The organism is Streptomyces sp. CB01373 (assembly GCF_002803075.1).
Lineage (GTDB): Bacteria > Actinomycetota > Actinomycetes > Streptomycetales > Streptomycetaceae > Streptomyces.
In genome coordinates, this window is the sequence record NZ_NNBK01000007.1 from 1 (window position 1) to 20504 (window position 20504).

General features: G+C 69.2%; 19 protein-coding genes and 2 pseudogenes. 8 read left to right on the forward strand and 13 right to left on the reverse strand.

The window, feature by feature from the left end:
• Positions 1 to 102 precede the first annotated feature (102 nt).
• Complete coding sequence (locus tag CG719_RS12155) at positions 103 to 966, reverse strand: hypothetical protein (protein ID WP_234375532.1); 864 nt, start codon at positions 964 to 966, stop codon at positions 103 to 105.
• 3 nt (positions 967 to 969) lie between these two features.
• Positions 970 to 2202 (reverse strand): annotated as a pseudogene (locus tag CG719_RS12160) (IS701 family transposase).
• A 234-nt stretch (positions 2203 to 2436) separates the two neighbouring features.
• On the opposite strand from CG719_RS12160, the gene CG719_RS12165 reads away from it, so the two are divergent.
• Both CG719_RS12165 and CG719_RS12170 read left to right on the forward strand, forming a co-directional pair.
• Entirely contained in the window at positions 2437 to 3000 is a 564-nt protein-coding gene (locus CG719_RS12165) for a hypothetical protein (protein WP_100568605.1), read from the forward strand.
• A gap of 715 nt (positions 3001 to 3715) precedes the next feature.
• Positions 3716 to 3973, forward strand: a complete 258-nt coding sequence (locus tag CG719_RS12170) for a hypothetical protein (RefSeq protein WP_159024847.1) — start codon at positions 3716 to 3718, stop codon at positions 3971 to 3973.
• Between the two features lie 778 nt (positions 3974 to 4751).
• Here CG719_RS12170 and CG719_RS12180 read toward each other — a convergent pair.
• Complete coding sequence (locus CG719_RS12180; RefSeq protein WP_100568608.1) at positions 4752 to 5621, reverse strand: LLM class F420-dependent oxidoreductase; 870 nt, start codon at positions 5619 to 5621, stop codon at positions 4752 to 4754.
• A gap of 1072 nt (positions 5622 to 6693) precedes the next feature.
• Positions 6694 to 6858 carry a hypothetical protein gene (locus CG719_RS35350; RefSeq protein WP_159024848.1) on the reverse strand — a complete coding sequence of 55 codons (165 nt, stop codon included), beginning with the start codon at positions 6856 to 6858 and terminating at the stop codon, positions 6694 to 6696.
• A 26-nt stretch (positions 6859 to 6884) separates the two neighbouring features.
• Between CG719_RS35350 and CG719_RS12190 the strand changes: the two genes are divergently transcribed.
• Complete coding sequence (locus tag CG719_RS12190; protein WP_199836614.1) at positions 6885 to 7628, forward strand: hypothetical protein; 744 nt, start codon at positions 6885 to 6887, stop codon at positions 7626 to 7628.
• Positions 7629 to 8063: 435 nt separating this feature from the next.
• A complete protein-coding gene (locus CG719_RS12195) occupies positions 8064 to 8804 on the forward strand; it encodes a hypothetical protein (RefSeq protein WP_100568609.1) in 741 nt (246 codons plus the stop codon).
• 70 nt (positions 8805 to 8874) lie between these two features.
• Here CG719_RS12195 and CG719_RS12200 read toward each other — a convergent pair whose 3' ends face one another.
• From CG719_RS12200 to CG719_RS12215, 3 genes are all read right to left on the reverse strand, one after another.
• The gene (locus tag CG719_RS12200) at positions 8875 to 9285 is read right to left on the reverse strand and encodes a RidA family protein (RefSeq protein ID WP_100568610.1); all 411 of its coding nucleotides are present in this window, start codon (positions 9283 to 9285) and stop codon (positions 8875 to 8877) included.
• 501 nt (positions 9286 to 9786) lie between these two features.
• Entirely contained in the window at positions 9787 to 10803 is a 1017-nt protein-coding gene (locus CG719_RS12210) for an SDR family NAD(P)-dependent oxidoreductase (protein WP_234375533.1), read from the reverse strand.
• Positions 10803 to 11501 carry a GntR family transcriptional regulator gene (locus tag CG719_RS12215; protein ID WP_100568612.1) on the reverse strand — a complete coding sequence of 233 codons (699 nt, stop codon included), beginning with the start codon at positions 11499 to 11501 and terminating at the stop codon, positions 10803 to 10805. The genes CG719_RS12210 and CG719_RS12215 overlap by 1 nt, the downstream gene beginning before the upstream one ends.
• A gap of 102 nt (positions 11502 to 11603) precedes the next feature.
• On the opposite strand from CG719_RS12215, the gene CG719_RS35355 reads away from it, so the two are divergent.
• Positions 11604 to 11795, forward strand: a complete 192-nt coding sequence (locus tag CG719_RS35355) for a hypothetical protein (protein WP_159024851.1) — start codon at positions 11604 to 11606, stop codon at positions 11793 to 11795.
• Between the two features lie 179 nt (positions 11796 to 11974).
• Here CG719_RS35355 and CG719_RS12225 read toward each other — a convergent pair.
• Positions 11975 to 12226 (reverse strand): annotated as a pseudogene (locus CG719_RS12225) (GNAT family N-acetyltransferase); the annotation flags it as partial.
• Here CG719_RS12225 and CG719_RS35795 point away from each other — a divergent pair.
• The 3 genes from CG719_RS35795 (at position 12149) to CG719_RS12235 (ending at position 14513) form a co-directional block, all read left to right on the forward strand.
• Positions 12149 to 12397, forward strand: coding sequence for a hypothetical protein (locus CG719_RS35795; protein WP_199836633.1), 249 nt, complete (start codon positions 12149 to 12151; stop codon positions 12395 to 12397). The pseudogene CG719_RS12225 and the gene CG719_RS35795 overlap by 78 nt on opposite strands.
• 144 nt (positions 12398 to 12541) lie before the next feature.
• On the forward strand, positions 12542 to 14134 hold the full coding sequence (locus CG719_RS12230; protein ID WP_100568613.1) for an FAD-binding oxidoreductase: 1593 nt from the start codon (positions 12542 to 12544) through the stop codon (positions 14132 to 14134).
• A gap of 64 nt (positions 14135 to 14198) precedes the next feature.
• Positions 14199 to 14513 carry a hypothetical protein gene (locus CG719_RS12235; RefSeq protein ID WP_100568614.1) on the forward strand — a complete coding sequence of 105 codons (315 nt, stop codon included), beginning with the start codon at positions 14199 to 14201 and terminating at the stop codon, positions 14511 to 14513.
• A gap of 126 nt (positions 14514 to 14639) precedes the next feature.
• On the opposite strand, the gene CG719_RS12240 is transcribed toward CG719_RS12235, so the two are convergent.
• The 5 genes from CG719_RS12240 to CG719_RS12260 are packed head-to-tail and all read right to left on the reverse strand — an operon-like array spanning position 14640 to position 20503.
• The gene (locus CG719_RS12240) at positions 14640 to 15785 is read right to left on the reverse strand and encodes a vWA domain-containing protein (protein WP_100568615.1); all 1146 of its coding nucleotides are present in this window, start codon (positions 15783 to 15785) and stop codon (positions 14640 to 14642) included.
• The gene (locus CG719_RS12245) at positions 15778 to 16683 is read right to left on the reverse strand and encodes an AAA family ATPase (protein WP_100568616.1); all 906 of its coding nucleotides are present in this window, start codon (positions 16681 to 16683) and stop codon (positions 15778 to 15780) included. Before CG719_RS12245 ends, CG719_RS12240 begins: the two co-directional genes overlap by 8 nt.
• Positions 16676 to 17602: an XdhC family protein gene (locus tag CG719_RS12250; RefSeq protein WP_100568617.1), complete on the reverse strand. Its 927-nt coding sequence runs from the start codon at positions 17600 to 17602 to the stop codon at positions 16676 to 16678. The genes CG719_RS12245 and CG719_RS12250 overlap by 8 nt, the downstream gene beginning before the upstream one ends.
• A gap of 10 nt (positions 17603 to 17612) precedes the next feature.
• On the reverse strand, positions 17613 to 19985 hold the full coding sequence (locus CG719_RS12255) for an aerobic carbon-monoxide dehydrogenase large subunit (protein ID WP_100568618.1): 2373 nt from the start codon (positions 19983 to 19985) through the stop codon (positions 17613 to 17615).
• Positions 19982 to 20503: a (2Fe-2S)-binding protein gene (locus CG719_RS12260; protein WP_100568619.1), complete on the reverse strand. Its 522-nt coding sequence runs from the start codon at positions 20501 to 20503 to the stop codon at positions 19982 to 19984. The genes CG719_RS12255 and CG719_RS12260 overlap by 4 nt, the downstream gene beginning before the upstream one ends.
• Position 20504 lies beyond the last annotated feature (1 nt).

A 20504-nucleotide genomic window follows, 5' to 3' on the forward strand; every position in this document is an offset into this window, starting at 1 on the left:
GAGGCCCTTTCTGTTTGTGTGACCACCTGCCGGACAGCCCGCTTCATGAAAGCGCGAGGCTAGAGGCCCCTTGCCACCTGATCGTGTTCGGTCTCGGCAAGGTCACTGCTGACGGGTGGCTGGCCTCGCGAGAGTGAGTTCGGTCCACCGCTCCAGTTCGTCGGCGTGGCTGCCGACAGCGGTCGCCCGGGTGACCGCGGCGGCCTCCTCGGGTGTGGGCTCGCCATTGCGGGAGAGCAGAGCAAGTGGCCAGGCCGGGGCGCTGGGCTGCGCTTCGTCGAAGGGGTGCCAGTCCCAGGCCGCGTCGAACCGCCAGACGCGCCCGTCCTGGTCGGCGACCTCATCGCCTGGTTCGAGGAAGGCGTAGGGGCGGAAGAGCAGTTCAATGCGGATTGGTTCACCGCCCGCCGGGTCGAGCGCGTAGCCCTGGTCCTCAGATTCGGGGTCATGGGTTTCGCCCTGTCGCAGGACTTCCAGGTAGGACGCAGGCCGCGGCAGCATCCCGGTCACCAGAGGCGGATCGAAGTGATGGACTGCCAGGACGTGCACCACGGTCGGGGGGATTCCGACCCGACAGGTGTCGCGCGACTTCAGTGCGGCCTCCACCGGTTCAGTTCGGAAGATCTCCCACTCGTGAGCCTCAGGTGTTGGAAGCGCCCTCTGGCCGTTCCACCTGATGTTTTTCGCGTGTGAGTCCACTTCCAACCACGGCCACCGTACAGAGACGTAGAAGCGAGAGACCTCGGTGACCGTGGTCTCGGTGAACGGACACTCCAGCTGCAGCACATCATCCGGCCGGAACCGGATGCCGCCGCTGTCCGCACCCTGCCGGTCTGCCTCGGAGCCATCTGTCTGCCTGTCCACCGCGTCCTCCTTAAAGTTCAGAGCGATCATCACAGACACGACAGCAGCCATCCGCCCCAGGCTCCAGTCGGCCAAAGTCGCCTGGCAAAGGATCAGGAGCACCTTTCAAAGGACAGCGGCTTGTCGCCGGTAATGGCTGGTGCGTGATCGCTCCTGATGACGGCGGCGCCAGTCGGACCAGCCGAGCCGGTGGGCCGCGGCATGGAGAGGCTGGAAGACAAGGGTGACGAACAGGCGCTGGATCTCGTTGCAGGACAGCGGGACCAGGCCGTCGGGGGTGGGCCGACGGGCGTGTTCTTCGGCGCGGACCACGGCCAGAAAGGCGTGGGCCAGCATGGCGAGGGTGACCCAGCGACTCCAGGTGGGGTAGTGGCGGACCTGATGCTCATCGAGGCCGGCCAGTCCTTTCTTGCACTGGAAGGTTTCCTCCACCCGCCATCTGGATCCGGCGACCTTCACCAAGATGGCCAGCGGCACTGGCTCGGGTGAGTAGCAGCGGTAGTAGGCGAGTTCGCCGGTGGTGCGGTTGCGTCGGATCAGCAGTTGGCGCCTACCCGGGGGGGTCGGACAGGTCGGCGACCGCCCAGTCGTAGAACCTCTGTCCTTTCGCACCGCGTCCGGCCGAGAGCTTCTGCCAGGCGCGCTTGGGCACCTTCTTGGCCAGGGCATCGGCGCGGGCCATGCCTGCGCCTGTGGTCACTTCGGCCGAGCAGGCCACCGCGAGCACATAACCCAGGCCGCGTTCCTCCAGGGCGGACCTCAGCTTCGGGTTGCCGCCGTAGACCTCGTCGCCGGTCACCCAGTCGACCCGGTGTCCGGCATCCAGGCACGTTCGATCATTACGCGGGCCAGTTCCGGCTTGGTCGCGAAGACGGTGTCCTCGCTCAGCCCCGCGGCCCGACAGCGATCCGGGTCGCACGTCCAGGAGCGCGGGACGTACAGCTCCCGGTCCACCGCCGCGTGGCCACGGGCGCCTGCATAGACGAGGTACACGGCGACCTGGGCATTCTCGATCCGACCGGCAGTACCGGTGTACTGACGCTGGACCCCGACAGTGCGGGTGCCCTTCTTCAGGTCACCGGTCTCGTCGACAACCAGCACCGCGGCCTCGTCATGGAGGTGCTCGACGACGTATTCGCGTACGTCATCACGGACCGCATCCGCGTCCCAGGAGGCCCGGCACAGCAGGTGCTGCATGCCGTGCGGGGTCTTCTCCCCGGCCCACTCCGCGATCGTCCAGCAGTTCTTGCGCGGCAGGTCCGACAGCAGGCCCAGCACCAACCGCCCAGCCCGCAACCGGGGCTCGAACCGGGTGAACCTGCCCGCGATCCGGCCCATGGCTTCCTCGAACGCCTCCCGCCAGCGAACGGGATCTATGCTGTGGCCTGCGGCCACCGTCTTGTCGTTTGTCCACACAACTCACGATGATCAACGGTGGCCGCACCCGTCTCCGCGTCCACCCGACCAGCAAGATCACGATCTACAGCTGGAGTACTAATAGCTACGTATAGCTGACAGACTTTCACGAAGGAGCTGGCATCTCTGAAGAACAGCTAGAGTGAGTGAGATCCGATGAAGCTGACCGTATTCCAGTTCGAAGGCGCACCCGAGGAGTTGGACGCCTCCCAGGCACTGCGCGAGCTGACCCAGTCCCCCAACGGCAGCATCACCGTGGTGCGCACAGCAGGGATGGACCCCGCCCGCGAAGGCCTTCCGTCGCGCATCCCGGGAGTGCCCGACGAGGGCCAGGACACCGTCCGGACACTGCTGCAGCACAACTCCACCCGCCAGCTGTTCCTCCGCTTCCTGGCGGTGACGACCAAGCGGGACAACGTCGCCGTCCACGGCATCAAGCGCAAGAACGCCCAGCCCGGGACTCCGCTGGACTACAGCCGCTACCTCAGGCTGCGCAAGCAGGGATCCCCCTTCGGCGGCTTCGCCTACGTCTATCCCGAGTTCAGCACCATCAACCTCAGGCTCAACTACACCGACGAGCAGCTCAGCGACGTGAACATCAGCACGGCTCGTACACTCGCCACCGAACACCGGGAGTACCGCGTCAGCGTCGACCTCAAGGACAACAGGAGCCTGGACGAAGCTCTCCGACTCGCCGAGCTCGCCTACAACGCCACCTGAGCACCCCACCCTCCGCCCCAACCGACAGGAAACCGGCGCGCATCCACGACCACCAGCGAGAAGCCGTCGACGCGGTACTACAGACACTCCAACTGCCCGCACAGTCGGCCATGTTCGAGCGGAGGCTTTGAGGCCGACACCCACCTCCCCCGGATGTCGCCGAAGCACTCGTGAGCCGGGTGTCCTGCCCACTCCCAGACAGACGCCCGCCATGAGAGGAGGATGGACTTCGGCAGGCTCGGTGTTGGAGGACATCGACCCGTCGTGGTGCCCGGCCTGGCCGATGGAGTCCGCCCGGGCTCAACAATACGGCTGGGTGAAGTTTGCACCACACGGCATACCGCAGACCGCCGTTTTCCGCTGCCGCCCCCGCGCCCACGCCGTGCTTGAGGTCCACCCGGCTGCCGCTATCCGCTATGGTGCTGGTGAACGGCCGCGCACCGGCCGAAGCTGGCCTCAGCCCATGACTGGGAACACTTTAAGGCGAAGGTGCCAGGACTGTACGTCCCAGCGCATCAGTGTGAAAAGCGACAACGGGCACGTCGTTGACGATGAACTCCCGAGCGCCCGCGTTGATCAAGTTCTCGCATGCACGGGTCATGGGTACCGCTGCACGCCATCGAGGAGAACTCGTGGTCAGCAAGCACGGCAAGAAGCAGCGCGCACGGAAGCGTCCCACGCGTCGGTGGCCAGCGGCACCCTGCACGATCATTCCATGACTGACACGGATTTGATCGACGGCATGATGCCGTACGTGGTCGGCTGGGAGAGCGACGCCGATCTGGCGACACGGTTGGTCGGCGCCCGCTGGACCGGTTGCCGTCCCTGCCAGGACTCGCTGTCGAAGCTGGTCGTCGCCAACAGCCGGGCAACCCTCGCCGGACTTGCCGGTGCCTGCTACCTGACCCTGCCGGGGGCCACCGTCCAGCACTCGCCGTGTGTCTCGCCCGCCACCCGGGCGTGGGCCGTGTAGGCCCACCACAGGGCGTTCACCGCGGGCGCCGAGGCCGCGTTGCGTGCCGTGGGCGAGCTGAGCGCGGACGACGCCGAGGCCCTGCTGCAGGACACTCTCGACCACTGGATGGGGGCGAGTTGACCGTTCTGGACATGTTCAAGGGTAAACTCCACCCCGACGACTCTTCCAGTCCGCAGCCTGCCGGAAGGCCGACGCCTTCGCCGTCCTGAAGGCGGTCGAAGAACAACGCCCCGGTTTTCGGTGGCCGGCTCGACGAAGCTGGGCAACGTCAAGGGCCAGGTGGCCGCAGAAGCGGTGCCCCTTGGCGCCGGCCCCTGCCGACAGCTTCTGCCAGGCCCGTCCGGGTTCCTTTGCGGCCAGGGCATCCGCGGCCCTGCCCAGGTCGACAGCGTAGGCGCAGCCGTCGGCACCTCCAAGGAGTAGGTACAGGTCGAAGCATCCGCCACGCCCGACTCCGTGATCCCCATGCCAGCCGCATTCGCCCGCACTCGGCAGGAGTGAACGGCACTCTGGAGTTCTACGCCGTCGGCATCCTGCGCCCGAACCCCGCCGGGCACCCCGGGCACAGTCAGTTCCACACCGCCAAGGCAGCGCCCGACGCCACGGCTGCGCACGCCCCGCAGATGAGACCAGCGCGCGCGGACCCACCCGGCGCCGCTTTCGCCTCCACCATCTGTGCGGCCGCAGAGCGGCGGTTGCGCAGGTCAGTCATCCTGGCCATGAGGAGGCCTTGCGGGCGTGAAAACATGTGGGCAGGTGCCCCGACCGACCCCGGTCAGTCCTTCCGGTGAATCCACGTTCGGGCGAGTTCCGCGACCCAGGTGGTCGCCGTGTTGGGGGCGGGCGGGGGTGCGCCGACGACCACGAGTTCTGTGACGCCCGCTGCAGCGAGGGCGGGCAGGTACTCCGGTGCGCCGTCGCTCAACGCGACGGCAACCGTGAGTTCGTCGAAGGCGCGACCGTGGCGGGCGCACTCGTCGGCGAGGATGGCGACACGCGAGCGGACGTCGGCCGCCGGAATGTTGAAGCCGTACCAGCCGTCGGCGAGCGTGACCGCGCGGCGCAGGGCGGCGTCGCTGTTGCCGCCGACCACGACCGGGAGCCGACCGCCGCGCAGCGGCTTCGGGTTGACGCGGATCGCGTCGAAGCGGGTGAACTCCCCCGCGAAGGAGGCCGGGTCCTCGGTCCAGAGGGTGCGCATCGCGGCGAGGTACTCCTCGGTGCGCCGCCCTCGCCTGGCGAAGGGGACTCCGAGCGCTGCGAACTCCTCGGCCGACCAGCCGACCCCGACACCGAGGGTGAACCGCCCGGCTGAGAGCACGTCGAGTGTGGCGGCCTGTTTGGCGACCACGACCGGGTTGTGCTCAGGCAGCAGGAGCACGCCGCTGGCGAGCCCGATCCGGCTGGTGACCGCCGCCGCGAAGCTCAGGGCGAGCAGCGGGTCCAGCCAGTCCGCGTCCGCGGGCACGGCGATCCGGCCGTCCGCGGAGTAGGGGTAACGGGAGACTGGCGCATCCACGAGCACCACGTGCTCGCCGCACCAGAGCCTGGCGAAGCCGTGCGTCTCCGCGGCTGTGGCCACCGCCCGGATGACCTCCGGACGGGCACCGTCACCGATGCCGAGCGCGTGCAACCCCACTCGCATCCGCCACCTCCTGGCGTCACCCTAAGTGCGAAGCGCGGACGCGTTCGGGTGAGGTGGCACGCCGCGCGTGGAGGCGGCACGGCATGTCACCCGCACGGGCGAGGCCACCGCCCGTGCCTGCGCTGTCATTCCGACCCTGGGTGGGGACGCCTTGTGGGCGTGAAGGCATGGAGGCGCGCCCGCCTGGCCGACTCCGTTGTTCTCTTGGGGCGTTGAGTCCGCAGGTCAGTCTGGGGGCCGGGGTCGTAGTGGGGCCACGCACTGTTGCTTCGAGCACGCCGGTCAGATTCTCGCTTCCCCATCGGTCACTTGGACGGGCACCGCTTCGTAGACGCACGACGGTGCGAGGGGAGGGCTGCTGATGGCGGAGGACGACGGGATCGGGGAGTGCGAGGGGCATGGCTGCGGAGGGGCGGCGGTGGTCGGCCGCTTCTGGTGCCGTCTCGGCGATGGCGGCCGGCCAGGTCGGCGCGAGGGCGCCCGGCTCGTCGGCGTAGGCGGTGTAGACGGCCCGCAGGCCGGCCTCGGCATCGACGAGGAGTGCGGCGGCGCGCGCGATACGGCGGGCGGCGGTGCGGGTCCAGACGCGTACCTCGTCGCTGGAGCCGATCCCATCGCACAGGGCATACGCCCGGGCGCCGTTGTGGGTGTAGGTGGCCGTGTGCCGGGCGGTGGCCTTGGCCTCGCTGGGGCAAAGGTGCCTGGACGACAGCGCACCGCCGAGCACACCCGCGGAAGCCGAGCATGCGCGAGCCGTCGAGTGCCTCCCGGCCGACCCGTCGACCGCATCGAGTGCGTGACGCGGAACGTCCGTGGTGGCGGATCGGCGTCACCGCATGTCGCGGCGGTTGTGGCCGGTCCCGACGATCCGGGGGCGGCCCGATCTACCGTCGCTGCTGGGCGGAGTGCGAACTCTGGTGGCCGCCGACCGAGATCGACGTCGGGCATAGCCAGACCCGTCGATGTCTCGTCGTGCTGCTCATGGTCGTCGGTGCATCCAGGCACCTGGAGCCGCCTGCTGTGCGAGGCGCGCCGGGACCGCGGCGCCTGGTGAGGCGCCGCGGTGGGTTGTTCAGGTGGCGATGATGGTGTGGAAGAACAGCACCGCGCGGGCGAAGGCGGCGACGCAGGCCAGGAAGGCCCGGACCGTCGACGGGCGGCCGCGGCCGGCCGGCTTCTGACGTATGTCCTGGCACGGAGCGCGCTGCCCTAGGGTGGCGGCTTGCGAGCGGAACACACGGGAAGAGCAGGCAGGAAAAAGTAGTGGAACACAGCGATTCCCCCACGTTGGTGCCCCAGGTCGCCAAGCTGGTGGCACGCAGCGGGGACCTCAAGAGCGAGCTGGTGGCCTTCGTGCACAGTCCGCGCTTTGCCCGGCGGTTGGATGCCCGGCTCGAGGAGGCAGCGGACCGGTTCGGCTTCCTGGACGAGACGACTGCCATCGAGACCATCGACCACTTCGCTCTGCAGCACCGGCTGGCGGACGACTCGACCGTTGTCGAGCGGTTTGTGGCCCAGCGGAGGCCGCCGCTGCAGGAGGACGAGCGGGCGATGCTGCTCGGCTGGCGCGATGTGGTGGAGGCAGTCTTCGAGGTACAGGCCTCCGATGCAGGCGCCGCCGTCCTGCACAACCTGCTCGATGACCTCGTCTACCGGGTCCACTCCAACCTGGGGCGGCGTGCCCTTGGCAAACTGAGCAAAGGGATGTTCGTAGCCGCCCGCATTGTGCCCGTCCATCCCGACACTGGCGCCTGGCTGGTCAGCGGCAACCTCACCACCTACGCGCCCAGCGACGGACCGCAGTTGGCACATGGCCTTGCGGCCCCGGCGTCCGCATGCGCTATGTCGTGGACGGGGGCTGAGCTGCGCGGCGTTGGGTTCCTGCACACTTGTCCTCCCTTGCCCCGGACAGCCTCACCGGAGAAAGCACCGATGCCCCGGGCGGGATCGCTGGGCCGCCATCGATGGAGCGGATCAGCAACGCCGCTTGGCATCGCCGGCTACTAGTGGACGTGGAGGGCGGCGTGCCGCTGCACCGGAGTCGGCGCGCCGGCTTGCCATGGTCGTGCGCGGGGCGGCCGTAGGACACGCGGGCGGAATGCCGTCGCTGACCGTACTGCGGCGGGCCCACGCTCAAGTCTGCGAACACGTATGGACGTTGGCCCTGGACGGTTCTCTGTCCGAGGCCCGTCGCGTCTCGCCCTACAGCACCTTCACCAGGGCGTTCTTCTCCCAGCCGTCCTGACCGTTTGCCAAATGATCTTGACGGCCCAGCAGGTTCTGCGCCTTGATCTTGGCTGGTGCGGCGATCCGCATAACAGCAGGCCCAGGCCTTGCTCGTCGGTGCGCTCGTAGCGGCCGCGCGGGCCACGGAGCCCGAGCGGAGGCGCTCCTGGCCGTGCCCTGTCCAACCAGTCGCGGCACGCGATAGGTCCACACGCCATGAACACCGAGCTGGTGGTGGCCTCGTTCTCCGGAGCGGTCGCGCTTTCAAGCGTCCTGCTCAGCTCCCGGTTCAGCCGGAAACAGACGCTGCTCGCAGCGCAGCTGGAACGACAGGGCGCGGAGCAGCTGAAGCTCGCCGAGCACCAGGACCTGATGAGTCAGCGCCGGGATCCACTGCTGTGGGCGGCTTATGACTTCCAATCACGACTCTTCAACATCGTGGACAGGGAGTTCCTGAACTTCTACTACGCACACGGCCACGAGCGCGATCGCGCCTACGCTCTCAGGAGCACCCTGCACGTCGCGGCCGACTACTTCGGTGAGGTGGAGCTACTGCGGCGCAAGATCCACTTCCTGGACCTGGGCAACCGTGAGAGCTCCCGGACTGTCGTCCGACACCTGACGGCCATCAGTAACGTTCTCAACAGCGACGGCTACGACGACCCCCACTTCCGGGTATTCCGGAGCAACCAGCGGGCCCTCGGAGAGCTGGTGACCAGCAACAGCAACGACCGGCGCCTAGGCTACGCGGAGTTCTGCCGGCGCCTGGACACCGACGCTGACTTCGCCTCGTGGTTCGAGCCGCTGTCGGACGGCATCCGCGAACTGGCTTCCTGGACACGGCCGCACCCCAGGCTCGTGCGGCTTCAGGTCGCGCTCATGGACTTGATCGACTTCCTCGACCCAGACGCCGATCGCTTCCCGGACCACCGCAGGTCCCGGCTGAGCCTGCCCTAAACGGGACACGCCGACTTCCTGCACCGCCACCAGCTCGTGGCGAGCGCGCGAGATCCACCGGCAGGCGACATCAAGAGTCGAGCACGGCGGCGACGGCCTCAATCTCGACGAGTTGGTCCTTATAGCCGAGGACAGTGACGCCCATCAAGGTGCTGGGGACGTCATGGTCAGCGAACGAGTCCCGGACTACCTCCCAGGCAGACACCAGGTCCTCCCGCCGGGCCGATGCGACGAGAACCCTTGTACTGATGACGTCCTGGAGTGACGCGCCAGCGGCAGCGAGAGCAGCTCGCATGTTCTCGACGGCTTTCAGCGCCTGACCCGCGTAGTCCCCGATCGCCGCCGTCGAGCCGTCGTCGTTCAGGGGGCACGCCCCGGCGAGGAAGATCAGGCGGGAGTCGGCGGGCGCCGTAGCCGCGTAGGCGTACTCGGCGACGTCGGACAGGGAGGCGGAGCGGATCAGAGTGATGGCACGAGCCACGGTCGTCGGGTCCTTCCTTGTCGAGTGTTGAGCATGGACATCCTGCCAGCGACCCGCTGGTACCCGCCTTCCTATTTCTCGCCGCGCCCACGGCAACGCCGTCATTTCTGGTCGACACTCGTGGACTCGGTGATCACCAACTGACTGCGGAACCCGTCGACTTGGTGGAGCGAGCTGCGGCCGGGGTGGTCACGATGCATGCGCGGGCCCGCTCGGCGGATGCGGACTGTCCGCATTGCGGTAGTGCATCTGGCCGGGTGCACGGCCGGTACGCGACGGCTCGCGGATGCCGCGGTTGGTGACGCGAGTGTGGTGATCGAGTTGCCGTGCGGCGAGCGGGTGGCCCTCGCCCTGACCGAGGCCGCCACCCGGCTCCAGGACGATGCACCGGGCGTGACCGACGCGATCCCGCCCCGCCCTGTGGCGGCCTTGGGGGGTTGTTCGGCTGCACGGGCCGAGGGTGTGGCGGGTCTTGGGGGCGGTCGCGGGTGGGGGTGATTGCTACAGCGCCGCGGTCCAGCCGCCATCGACGGTCAGGGTGTGGCCGGTGATGTAGGAGGACGCCTGGGCGGCCAGGAAGACGACCGCGCCGCTGGGGTCGCTCGGCTCGCCGACTCTGCTCAGGGGGATGTGGTCGCGTACGATCCGCTCCTCCGCCTCGGGGGTGGGGAGCAGGTCGGAGGTCATGTTGGTGGGCATGTAGTCGGGGGCGATGGAGTTGACGCGGATGCCGTGCGGGCCCCACTCGTAGGCCATGTTCCTGGTGACGTGGACCACGGCTGCCTTGGAGGCGTCGTACACCGAGGAACGTTCACCGTCCACCACCAGGCCGCCAATGGAGGCGAGGCTGATGATGCAGCCGTGTCCACGCCGGCGCATGGCCCGGGCGGCGCGCTGCGCGGTGAAGTAGGTGCCGCGGAGCTTGAGCGAGAGGGTGGTGTCGAACTCCTCCGGGGTGGCCTCCAGGGCGCTGTTGCGCAGTGAGACGCCCGCGTTGTTGACGAGGATGTCCGGGCTGTCGCCGTCGGCCTCCAGGGTGTCGAAGGCGGCGTCGATGCTCGCCTTGGAGGTGACGTCGAGTGCGAGGGGGATGCAGTCCAGGCCGTGCTCTCGCAGGCGGTGGTGGCGGCCTCGTGACTGACGTCCGAGGCGATGAGCCGGGCTCCGGCCCTGCCGAGTGCCAGGGCCTGGGCCAGGCCCAGGCCGCCGGCCGCGCCGGTGACCAGGGCGGTCCGGCGAGTGAGGGAGAAGAGGGAGTGCACGGTGGCGTCGCTGCCCCGCATGGGCGGGTCCCTTCCTAGGGCCGCGACAGGCAACGTTCGCCCCGTCGCGACGCCCGGCACTCCCCCAAGCTCTTCGAGCAGGGGGGACCCCACTCGCCGCACCGGCCGAAAGCCCAAGCACATCCAGTACGAGGACTTCCGGCTGGCACTCCCCCAAGCTCTTCGAGCAGGGGGGACCCCCAGAGCACGCACCGGACGCCGCTCCTTCACGGGCAAACGTTGCCTGCCGCGGCACTAGAGTCCGTAGTCGGTAAGGATGGTGACGACCTGCTGGGAGTCGTGCAGCACGTGCTCGCGGATGTGCGCGTCGGCGGTGGCGGCGTCGCCGTCGGCGATGGCCGCGGCGAGCGGGCGGTGGTCGACGCCGGTCCAGTCGGAGGTCTGCACCACCTTGGAGCAGAAGTACCACTGGCGCAGGGCGAGGTTGAAGTGGATCTCGGCGGTGGTGATCAGGTAGTCGTTCCGCGTCATCCGGTAGAGGCTGCGGTGGAACGCCGCCTCCAGGTCGATGCATTCCTGGAGGTCGGTGGTGCCGAACTGCCGCTCGGCGAGGGCGACCAGGTCGTCCTTCTCCGCCTTGGAACCGCGGGTGCAGGCCAGGGTGGCGGCCAGGCCCTCGAGCTGCAGCCTCAGTTCCATGACGGAGCGGGAGTCCTTCAGCGCGATGTCGGTGGCGAACGTTCCGCTGCGCGGGAAGATCACGACGAGTTGCTCGAACTCCAGTCGCCGGATCACCTCCCGTACCGGCGAGGCGCCGAGCCCAAGACTGCTGCGCAGTTCCGTCTCGCTGAGCCGCTCGCCGGGCATGATCTCGCACCTGACCAGCCGTGAGCACAGAGCCGCGTGGGCCGACTCACTGAGCAGGTTCGCTGATCCGGCCTCGGCTTTGGCCGCATGCTTGCCAGGGACGTACGCAGGACGCAATGTGTCCAACCCTCTCTGTCAGGGCTGGTCCTGGGCGCGGCAAGCTCGCCTGCTACCGTCCGCGCGCCTCTGCCGGGTAGGTCAGGGTGCGCGCCAGGTGCGGACTTCGAGGTGGATGATCTGTGCGTCTGCACGGATGCGTCCGGTTTCCACGAGCCACTGGCGTACGGCTGCGGTCACGTCGCCGCGTCGATGCCGCCGGGCGAACTCGGCGGCATCAAAGCCGCCGGTGGGGTCGGAGCCATTGGAGCGCTCTTCAGTGTGGTCGGCGCGTTGGATGACGTTGCGGCGGATGCCGGGTGAGTCGGTGCGGCTGTCGGAGGGGTGGGGTAGCCGGTCTTGGCGAGGCGGACGGGAGGGTGGCGGCCCCGGACCGGCAGTCGGCTCAGGCCACGTGTGCGGCTCCCGGCTGTCGCTGATGCGGCCCGGCAAGGAGGTCCGCCTCCGGGCCGCCCGCGAGGGACGAGTACTGCCAAAGGAGATCAGATGAGGATTTCGTCGCGGTCGTCGCCTGCGGCGAGTCGGAGGGCGCCCGGCCACCGGCCGACTTCCTTCCAGCCGATCCGCCCGTAGAAGTCCTCCAGGCCAACCTCGCTGCGAGCGGCGAGGTGCAGTTGTTCCAGGCCCATCTCTTCCTTGGCGACCCTGCGCACTTCATGCATGAGGGCACGGCCGACCCCACGGCCGCGTATGGCGGTGCGGGTCTGAACATGGTGGAGAGTGCCCAGCAGGGCGAGCGTCCGGCGACCCATGGCCCGCTCGACCAAGGGAAGTTGGCGCATCTGTGGATGGCCGCGCTCGCGGGCGAGGCCGGCGATGGACGGGCCGTCCAGGTACTCGGCGCGCGCACCGTCGGTCTTGTCGGCCCTGATGGCCGGACGGCGGCCCTCTGGGCGTGTGTCTGAGCTGTTTGGCGGTGCGTCTCTCGTCCTTTCGTGTGGTGGGCTTGGCGGGTGGGGAGCCGGCGGGGATGGCACCGGTCGACGATCAACGAACTGGTCGATGGGTTCGCAGGTGCGCCTGCGACCGCTGCATGAGAGTAGGTCACTGTGATCGACAGGCGGGACGTGCTGCGGGCAGGCGTGTTGGGCACCGTTGGTGGGGCGCTGGGGCTTCAAGCACCGGAGAGTGCGGCTGCGGTGGCTGAGGCAGCAGAGCGAGTTGGCCGACGGGACTGGGAGCGGTTGGCTGATGCTCTGTCCCCTGGGGCCACCCTCTACCGGCCGGGTGGCTCTGTATACCCGTCGCTGGCCTTGCCGTTCAACCACAGGTACGCCGGAATTCGGCCTGCCGGCATCGTTGTCTGTGCGACTACCGGGGACGTGTGTGCGGCGATCCGCTGGGCTCGCGCGGCGGGGCTGCCCGCCGTACCGCGCTCCGGGCTGGGACACAACTACGCCGGGTATTCGACCACCACGGGCCTGCTGCTGAATATGGCCCGCATGAGGAGCATCGTCTCCACCCCGATGCCGGGCGGTGCCCGCCCTCGGGTCTACGGGCCGATGAAGGTCGTGCACGACGCCGGTACCGTCACCGTAGGGGCCGGGGTCACCAATGGCGACCTGCATCCGTTGTTGGAGGACCACGGCATGTTCGTGCCGACCGGTCGTTGCCCCAGCGTCGGGGTCGCGGGGCTGGTGCTGGGCGGCGGTATCGGCTTCAGCGACAAGATGTTCGGCCTGACCTGCGACCGGCTCGTTGCCACGACCGTCGTGCTCGCCGACGGACGCGCGGTCAAGGCCAGCAAGGACTCGCACCCCGACCTGTTCTGGGCCTGCCGCGGCGGAGCCGGCAACAACTTCGGTGTCAACACCTCGTTCACCTTCCGGTACGAGCAGTTCGAGGGCACCGTGGGGTTCTACCAGCTTCGCTGGAGTCTGGACTCCGTACTGCCGGTGATCGCCGCCGTGCAGCACATCGCCCAGGACACCGTGAACGACAAGCGGTTCCATCTGCGTCTGGGTATCGGGACCCACGGGATGACCAGGACACAGATCCATGCGAACGCCAACGTCAACGCCATCGGCCAGTACTACGGCACTGTCCAGGAACTGCGTGCCATCCTCGCCCCGCTACTCGAGATCGGCACGGCTGAGGAACGCGCCCGCAACAGCGCGTCCGTCCGTCAGGTCACCCCCGGTGAGGCGAGCGTACTGCTGAGCGCCACCACACCAATCGAACGCTTCGCCACAAAATCGGCGATCCTGAACTCCCGCACACTCCTGACCGATCAGCAGGTCAGCGCGGCAGCCAAGCACCTGCTGGACTGGCCTGGCAGCGGCAACGAGGACGGAGCCGGGTTCGCAATGTTCGCCCTCGGCGGTGAGATCAACCGGGTACCACCGAACGCGACCGCGTTCGTACACCGAAACGACCTCTTCGTCTTCGCCGCCGAGACCACGTGGGCAGACTCCGACCTCCCCGGCGTCGCCGAAGCCAATCTCCACTGGCTCAAGCAGTTCTACGACGACATCTTCCCGGACAAGTCACCCGAACAGGCGTACCAAAACTTTCCCGACCCGACACTGAAGAACTGGCGGCAGGCCTACTACGGCACGAACTACCCCCGCCTGGTCCACGTGAAGCGGAAGTATGACCCAACCGGCTTCTTCCACTACCCGCAAGCAGTCGGCACGCATTGAGCCGAACGCCCTGCACCTGGTCGGCTTCCACGGCAGCCGCGACGACCTCACGGTTGTCGGACCGTTGCCCGAAGAGACCGACATCCCGTTCGGCGGCGCCCTCACCTTCACCGCCCGGATCACGAACATCTCCCAGCAGCCGGTGACTCTCTCCATCGACTACGTCATCCATCACATGAAGGCGAACGGCAAGACCGCCCCGAAAGTCTTCAAGCTCGCCAAACGCTCCCTGAACCCCGGCCAGTCGATCGAGCTCACACGCGAGCACTCGTTCCGGCCGATCAGTACCCGCGTCTACTACCCAGGCGCCCACCAGGTGCAACTCCAGGTCAACGGCCACCAGTTCGACGCTGTCGACTTCCGGCTGCTGCAGCCCTGACAGCAACCGCGCGGGCCACCCCGCTATCGTCAACCACCTCAAGGGCAACTTCCCGGGCGGCCACCTCGTCCTCCGCTACCAGTTCGTCCTCGCCGGCGACAAGCTCGCGACCCTGACGATCGAGGGTCATCGGCGGCGCCGGGCGTACAGAGCGGCGGTGAAGTCGTCCAGGGCCGCGAGGTTGTGGGCGCTGACGACGGCGTCGCAGTAGGGCAGTGCCGCAGCCATGCCGGCCACGAGCGGACGGTAGCGCGGGCTTGCCGTGCGCGGGTTGACCCATATGACGCGGTAGGCGACCCGGGACAGCCGCGCCATGTGGGTGGCGAGGTCGGCGGGCGCGCCGGTGTCCCAGCCGTCGGAGACGATGGTGACCACGGCGCCGTGCGCCATGCCGCGCCGGCCAAACCGCTCGTTGAACTCCGCCAGGCAGTCCGCTATCCGGGTGCCCCCGGACCAGTCCGGAGCCGCCCGTCCGGCCCGTGCCAGGGCGTCGTCCGGCCCGCCTCGCCGGAGGACGGGCGTGAGGCGTGTGAGCCGGGTGGCGAAGGTGAAGACCTCGGCGCGGGTGGCGCGGGCGGCGCAGTAGAGCAGTTGCAGCATCGCGCGGGCATAGGGCTCCATCGATCCGGAGATGTCGCAGAGCACGATGAGGTCGCGGGGGCGGGCGCGGGGCGCGAAGCGGCGTAGCCGCAGCGGGTATCCGCCGGTGCGCCGGCTGTCGGAAAGGGTGCGGCGCACGTCGACGCGTGCACCGTGGTGCGCTGTGCGGCGTCGGCGGGACGGCCGGGTCGGGGTGCGCAGCACGAGGGCGCGCATCACCTCGGAGAGCTGCGCCAGTTCCTCTGCGGTCAGGTCAGCGAAGTCGCGGCCCGCGAGACGATCGAGCGGACTGGCGGCGAGGGGTACGGGAGCCTCCCGCGGCTGTGCGTCGGCATCCCGGCCTCGTCCGTCCGCGGTGTACTTCCAGGTGGCGGGGAGGCGGCCGGGAACGGTGTTCGGGAGCGATCGGGGCGGGTCGCCGGGTTGCCCGCGCTGTGCTCCGCGGCCGGCCGGGCCGCCGAAGACCTCGCGGAAGACCTCGTCGAACAGCTCGATCTGCTCGGGGTCGGACACCAGGGTGGCGAGCGCGCAGTGTCGCAGTTCGCGCTTCGTCGAGGGTGCCAGCAGGGTGAGCGCCCGAGCGAAGCTGCGGGTACGGTCGGGGCCCACCGCGATCCCCGCCTCTTGCAGGGTGGCGGTGAACGAGGCGGCCAGTGCAGGCAGATCAGGCATCGGAGCGGGCTTCCGCGTCGACCAGTTCCGCCAGTCCGGTCCGGCGCACGGCCTCCAGGTCCTCGGCGTACTTGAGTACGGCCCCGAGGGTGCGGTCGGCGGCGTAGGCGTCGAGAACGGAGAAGCCCAGCGTGTGCAGCGCGCCCGCCCAGTCGATCGCCTCGGCGACGCCGGGCGGCTTGGTGAGTTCCTGGCGGGCACGCAGGCGTGCCACCCCGCGGGCCACGCGCTCGGCCAGCCACTCGGCCGACTCCGGTACCCGTCTGCGGATGATCTCGGCGACTCGTGCGGTCTCCGGGTAGTCGATCCAGTGGTAGAGGCAGCGGCGTTTGAGCGCGTCGTGCAGATCCCGGGTGCGGTTGGAGGTCAGTACGGCCACCGGCGGCACCGCGGCCGTCCGGGTGCCGAGTTCGGGGATGGTGACCGCGGCGTCCGCGAGCAGTTCCAGCAGGAACGCCTCGAACTCGTCGTCGGCGCGGTCCACCTCGTCGATGAGCAGCACCGCCGGCCGCGGTCCCGGGTGGCAGATCGCGGCGAGCAGCGGCCGTGGCAGCAGGTAGTCCTCGGTGAACAGGTCGGCGTCCCGCAGGGGCTCTCCGCGGGACTCCGCCAGTCGGATGGCCAGTAGTTGCCGGGGGTAGTTCCACTCGTAGAGTGTCTCGGCCGAGGAGAGTCCCTCGTAGCACTGCAGCCGGATCAGTGGGGTGTCGAGCACGGCGGCGAGCGCGCGGGCCGCCTCGGTCTTGCCGACGCCGGGCTCGCCCTCCAGCAGGATCGGCTGCCGCATGCGCACGGCCAGCAGCAGCGCCGTGGCCAGGGCGTCGTCGGCCAGGTAGCCGACTGTGTCGAGACGCGAGCGCAGGTCGGGGACATCGGGTACGGGGTCGAGGTCAGGCATGCGCGTAACGGGAGGGGTCGTCGGCGAAGGCGTGCCGGCACCCCGGCCCGCAGAAGAACACCCTGTTGCCGGCCCGGTCCAGTGAGAGGGTGTCGGGCGTGATCGCCACGGTCATGCCGCACACCGGATCCACGTCCTCGGCCACGCTCTGCGGCGCGGCGGTGTCGGCTCCGGGGCGCACGACTCGCGCCGCCTTCGGCCGCAGCGCGATGATCTCGGCGTACACCGACAGCGCTATCTCCCCCGGGGTCCGCGCGCCGATGTCCAGACCGGCCGGCGTGTGGACACGCGCGCGCTGTTCCTCGGTGAAGTCCAGCCCGGCGAGCACCGCGGCGCCGCGCTTCGGACTGGCCACCAGGCCGATGTACGGGATCCCGGCGCGTGCGGCCTCGATGAGTACGGTCTCCTCCTCGCGGCCGTGTGTGGCGATGACGACGACGTCCAGATCGGGCGGCAGCGGCTCCCCGGGCGAGGCCGGCCGGGCGTCGAGGCCGACCACGCGACCGACGTCGAGCAGGGCGCGGGCGATGGGGGCGTGTCCGTAGACGTACGCCAGCGCCGGGGGGAGGTTGGCCTCCAGGAAGATGTCGAGCGTCCCGCCGGACAGGCAGGGATTGGCCACCGTGACCAGGCCTTCTCCGGGCTCCTGCGCGCCTTCGGTGCGGGTGCCCGCGCCGGGCGTGATCCTCAGCAGCAGCGACTCGCCGGTCGCCAGCACGCGCAGGCCCTGCAGTTGCACCGTCGTCTCGGCGCAGCTGCCGCCCACGAAGCCCTCGACGGTGCCGTCGGGCAGCACCAGCGCGCTGTCCCCGGGCTTGGCGCTCGTGGGCCGCTCCGCGTGGACGACGGTGGCCAGGACGAACGGCGTACGGCCTTGCCGGAGCACATCCGCGCGGGTCAGCAGTTCGGTGTTCGTCATCGTGGGTGCCTCAGGTGATCGCCATGTCGGTGCGCAGGGGCCGGCCCTGCGCGGCCCGCCACACCACGGCCGGCGTCAGCGGCATGTCGACATGGCGTATGCCAAGCGGCTTCAGGGCGTCGACCACGGCGTTGACCACGGCGGCGGGCGACCCCACCGTGGCGGACTCGCCGACGCCCTTGGCGCCGATGGGGTGGTGCGGGGAGGGGGTGACGGTCTCGCCGAGTTCCCAGGACGGGCACTCGACCGAGGTGGGCAGGAGATAGTCCATGAACGACCCGCCGAGGCAGTTGCCGTCCTCGTCGAAGGCGATCACCTGCATGAGCGCCATGCCCAGGCCGTCGGCGAGTCCGCCGTGCACCTGCCCCTCGACGATCGTGGGGTTGATCCGGTTGCCGCAGTCGTCCACGGCGATGAACCGGCGGATCTTCACCTGGCCGGTGTCGGCGTCCACGTCGGCGACGCAGATGTACGCGCCGAAGGGGAAGGTGAGGTTCGGCGGGTTGTAGACGCAGGTCGCGTCCAGGTGGCCCTCGACGCCCTCGGGCAGCTCCAGGTTGGAGTGTGCGGCGAGCGCGATCTCGGCCATGGTCCGTCCCTGGTCGGGGTCGCCCGTGACGTACCAGCGGCCCTTCTCCCATTCCAGGTCGTCCGGGCTCACTTCGAGCATCGCGGAGGCGACGATCTTCGCGCGTTCGCGTACCTTGCGGGCGACCATCGCGGCCGCCGCTCCGGACACCGGCGTCGAGCGGGAGCCGTAGGTGCCGAGCCCGAACGGGGTCTGGTCGGTGTCGCCGTGCACCACCTCGACGTCCTCGGGCGGGATGCCCAGTTCCTCGGCGACGATCTGCGCGAACGTCGTCTCGTGGCCCTGCCCCTGGGTCTGTACGGAGATCCGCAGGACGGCCTTGCCGGTCGGGTGGACCCGCAGCTCGGCACCGTCGGCCATGCCCAGTCCGAGGATGTCCATGTGCCTGCGCGGGCCCGCGCCGACGGCCTCGGTGAAGAAGCTGACTCCGATCCCCATGAGCTCGCCACGCTCGCGCTTCCCGGCCTGCTCTCGGCGCAGGTCCTCGTAGTGCGCGATGTCCATGGCCAGCCGCAGGGCGCGAGGGTAGTCGCCGGAGTCGTACTCCCACCCGGTCTGCGTCCTGTACGGGAACTGCCCGGGCCGCAGCAGGTTGCGCATCCGCAGCTCGGCCGGGTCCGTGCCGAGCTTGTCCGCGAGCACGTCGACCATCCGCTCGACCAGATACACGGCCTCGGTGACGCGGAACGAGCACGCGTAGGCGACACCGCCGGGTGCCTTGTCGGTGTAGACGCCGGTCACGGTGCAGTGCGCGGCGGCCAGGTCGTACGAGCCGGTGAAGACGCCGAAGAAGCCGGCCGGGAACTGCGTCGGCTGTGCGGTGGCGTTGAACGCGCCGTGGTCGGCGATGACACGGACGCGCAGGCCCAGGATCTTCCCGTCCTTCGTCGCCGCGATCTCGCCGTGCATGTGGTAGTCGCGGGCGAAGGAGGTGCTCATCAGGTTCTCCGAGCGGTCCTCCACCCACTTCACCGGCTTGCCGGTGACGATCGAGCCGACGACCGCGCACACGTAGCCGGGGTAGATGCCGACCTTGTTGCCGAAGCCGCCCCCGATGTCCGGGGAGATGATCCGGATCTTGTGCTCCGGGATGCCGGCCACCATCGCGTAGATCGTGCGGTGGGCGTGCGGGGCCTGGGTGGTGGACCACACCGTCAGCTTGCCGGTGATGGCGTCCATGTCCGCCACCGTGCCACAGGTCTCCAGCGGGGCCGGGTGCACCCGGGGGTAGAGCATGTCCTGCTCGACCACGACGTCGGCGGCCGCGAAGACCTCGTCGGTTCGCTCCTTGTCACCCGCCGACCAGTCGAAGATGTGGTTGTCAGTCTGGTGTTCCTTGTCGTCGCGGATCACCGGCGCGTCCGGCTCGAGCGCTCGTCGGGCATCGACGACCGGCGGCAACGGGTCGTACTCCACGTCGATCAACTCGAGGGCGTCCCGGGCTGCGTAGCGGTCCTCGGCGACGACGAAGGCGACCTCCTGGCCCTGGAAGCGCACCTTGTCGGTGGCGAGCACCGCCTGTGTGTCGTACGAGAGCGTGGGCATCCAGGCCAGCCCGAGACCGGTCAGGGTCTCCCCGGTGATCACGGCCTTGACCTTCGGGTGCGCCTCGGCTGCGCTGGTGTCGACGGACACGATCCGGGCGTGGGCCAGCGGGCTGCGCAGGATCGCGCCGTGCAGCATTCCGGGCAGCCGTACGTCGTCGACGTAGGTTCCGTGGCCGCGGACGAACCGGGCGTCCTCCTTGCGGGGCATGCGCCCGAAGCCGACCGGCCGCTCCTCGGTGGTCGTCATGCCCGCACCTCCTCGCGGCCGGGCGCCGACTCGGTGCCCGCGTCGGCGGTCCCCTGCCCGCCGCCGTGCTCGGCGGCCCAGCGGATGGAGCGCACGATGTTCTCGTAACCGGTGCAGCGGCACATCTGTCCGGAGATGGCCTCGCGGATGTCCTCCTCGGACGGATCCGCGTTGTGGTCGAGCAGCCAGCGGGCGGTCATCATCATCCCCGGTGTGCAGAAGCCGCACTGCAGCCCGTGGCAGGCGATGAATCCCTTTTGCACCGGGTCGAGTTCGGTCCCGTGCGCCAGTCCCTCGACGGTCCGCACCTCATGGCCGTCGGCCATCACCGCGAGCACGGTGCAGGACTTGACCGGCGTCCCGTCCAGCCAGACGGCGCACACCCCGCAGTTGGAGGTGTCACAGCCCCAGTGGGTGCCGGTGAGTCCGAGTTCGTCGCGCAGGAAGTGCACGAGCAGCAGCCTGGGCTCCACGTCCCTCGTGTGCTGCTCGCCGTTCACGGTCACGGTGATCCGCATG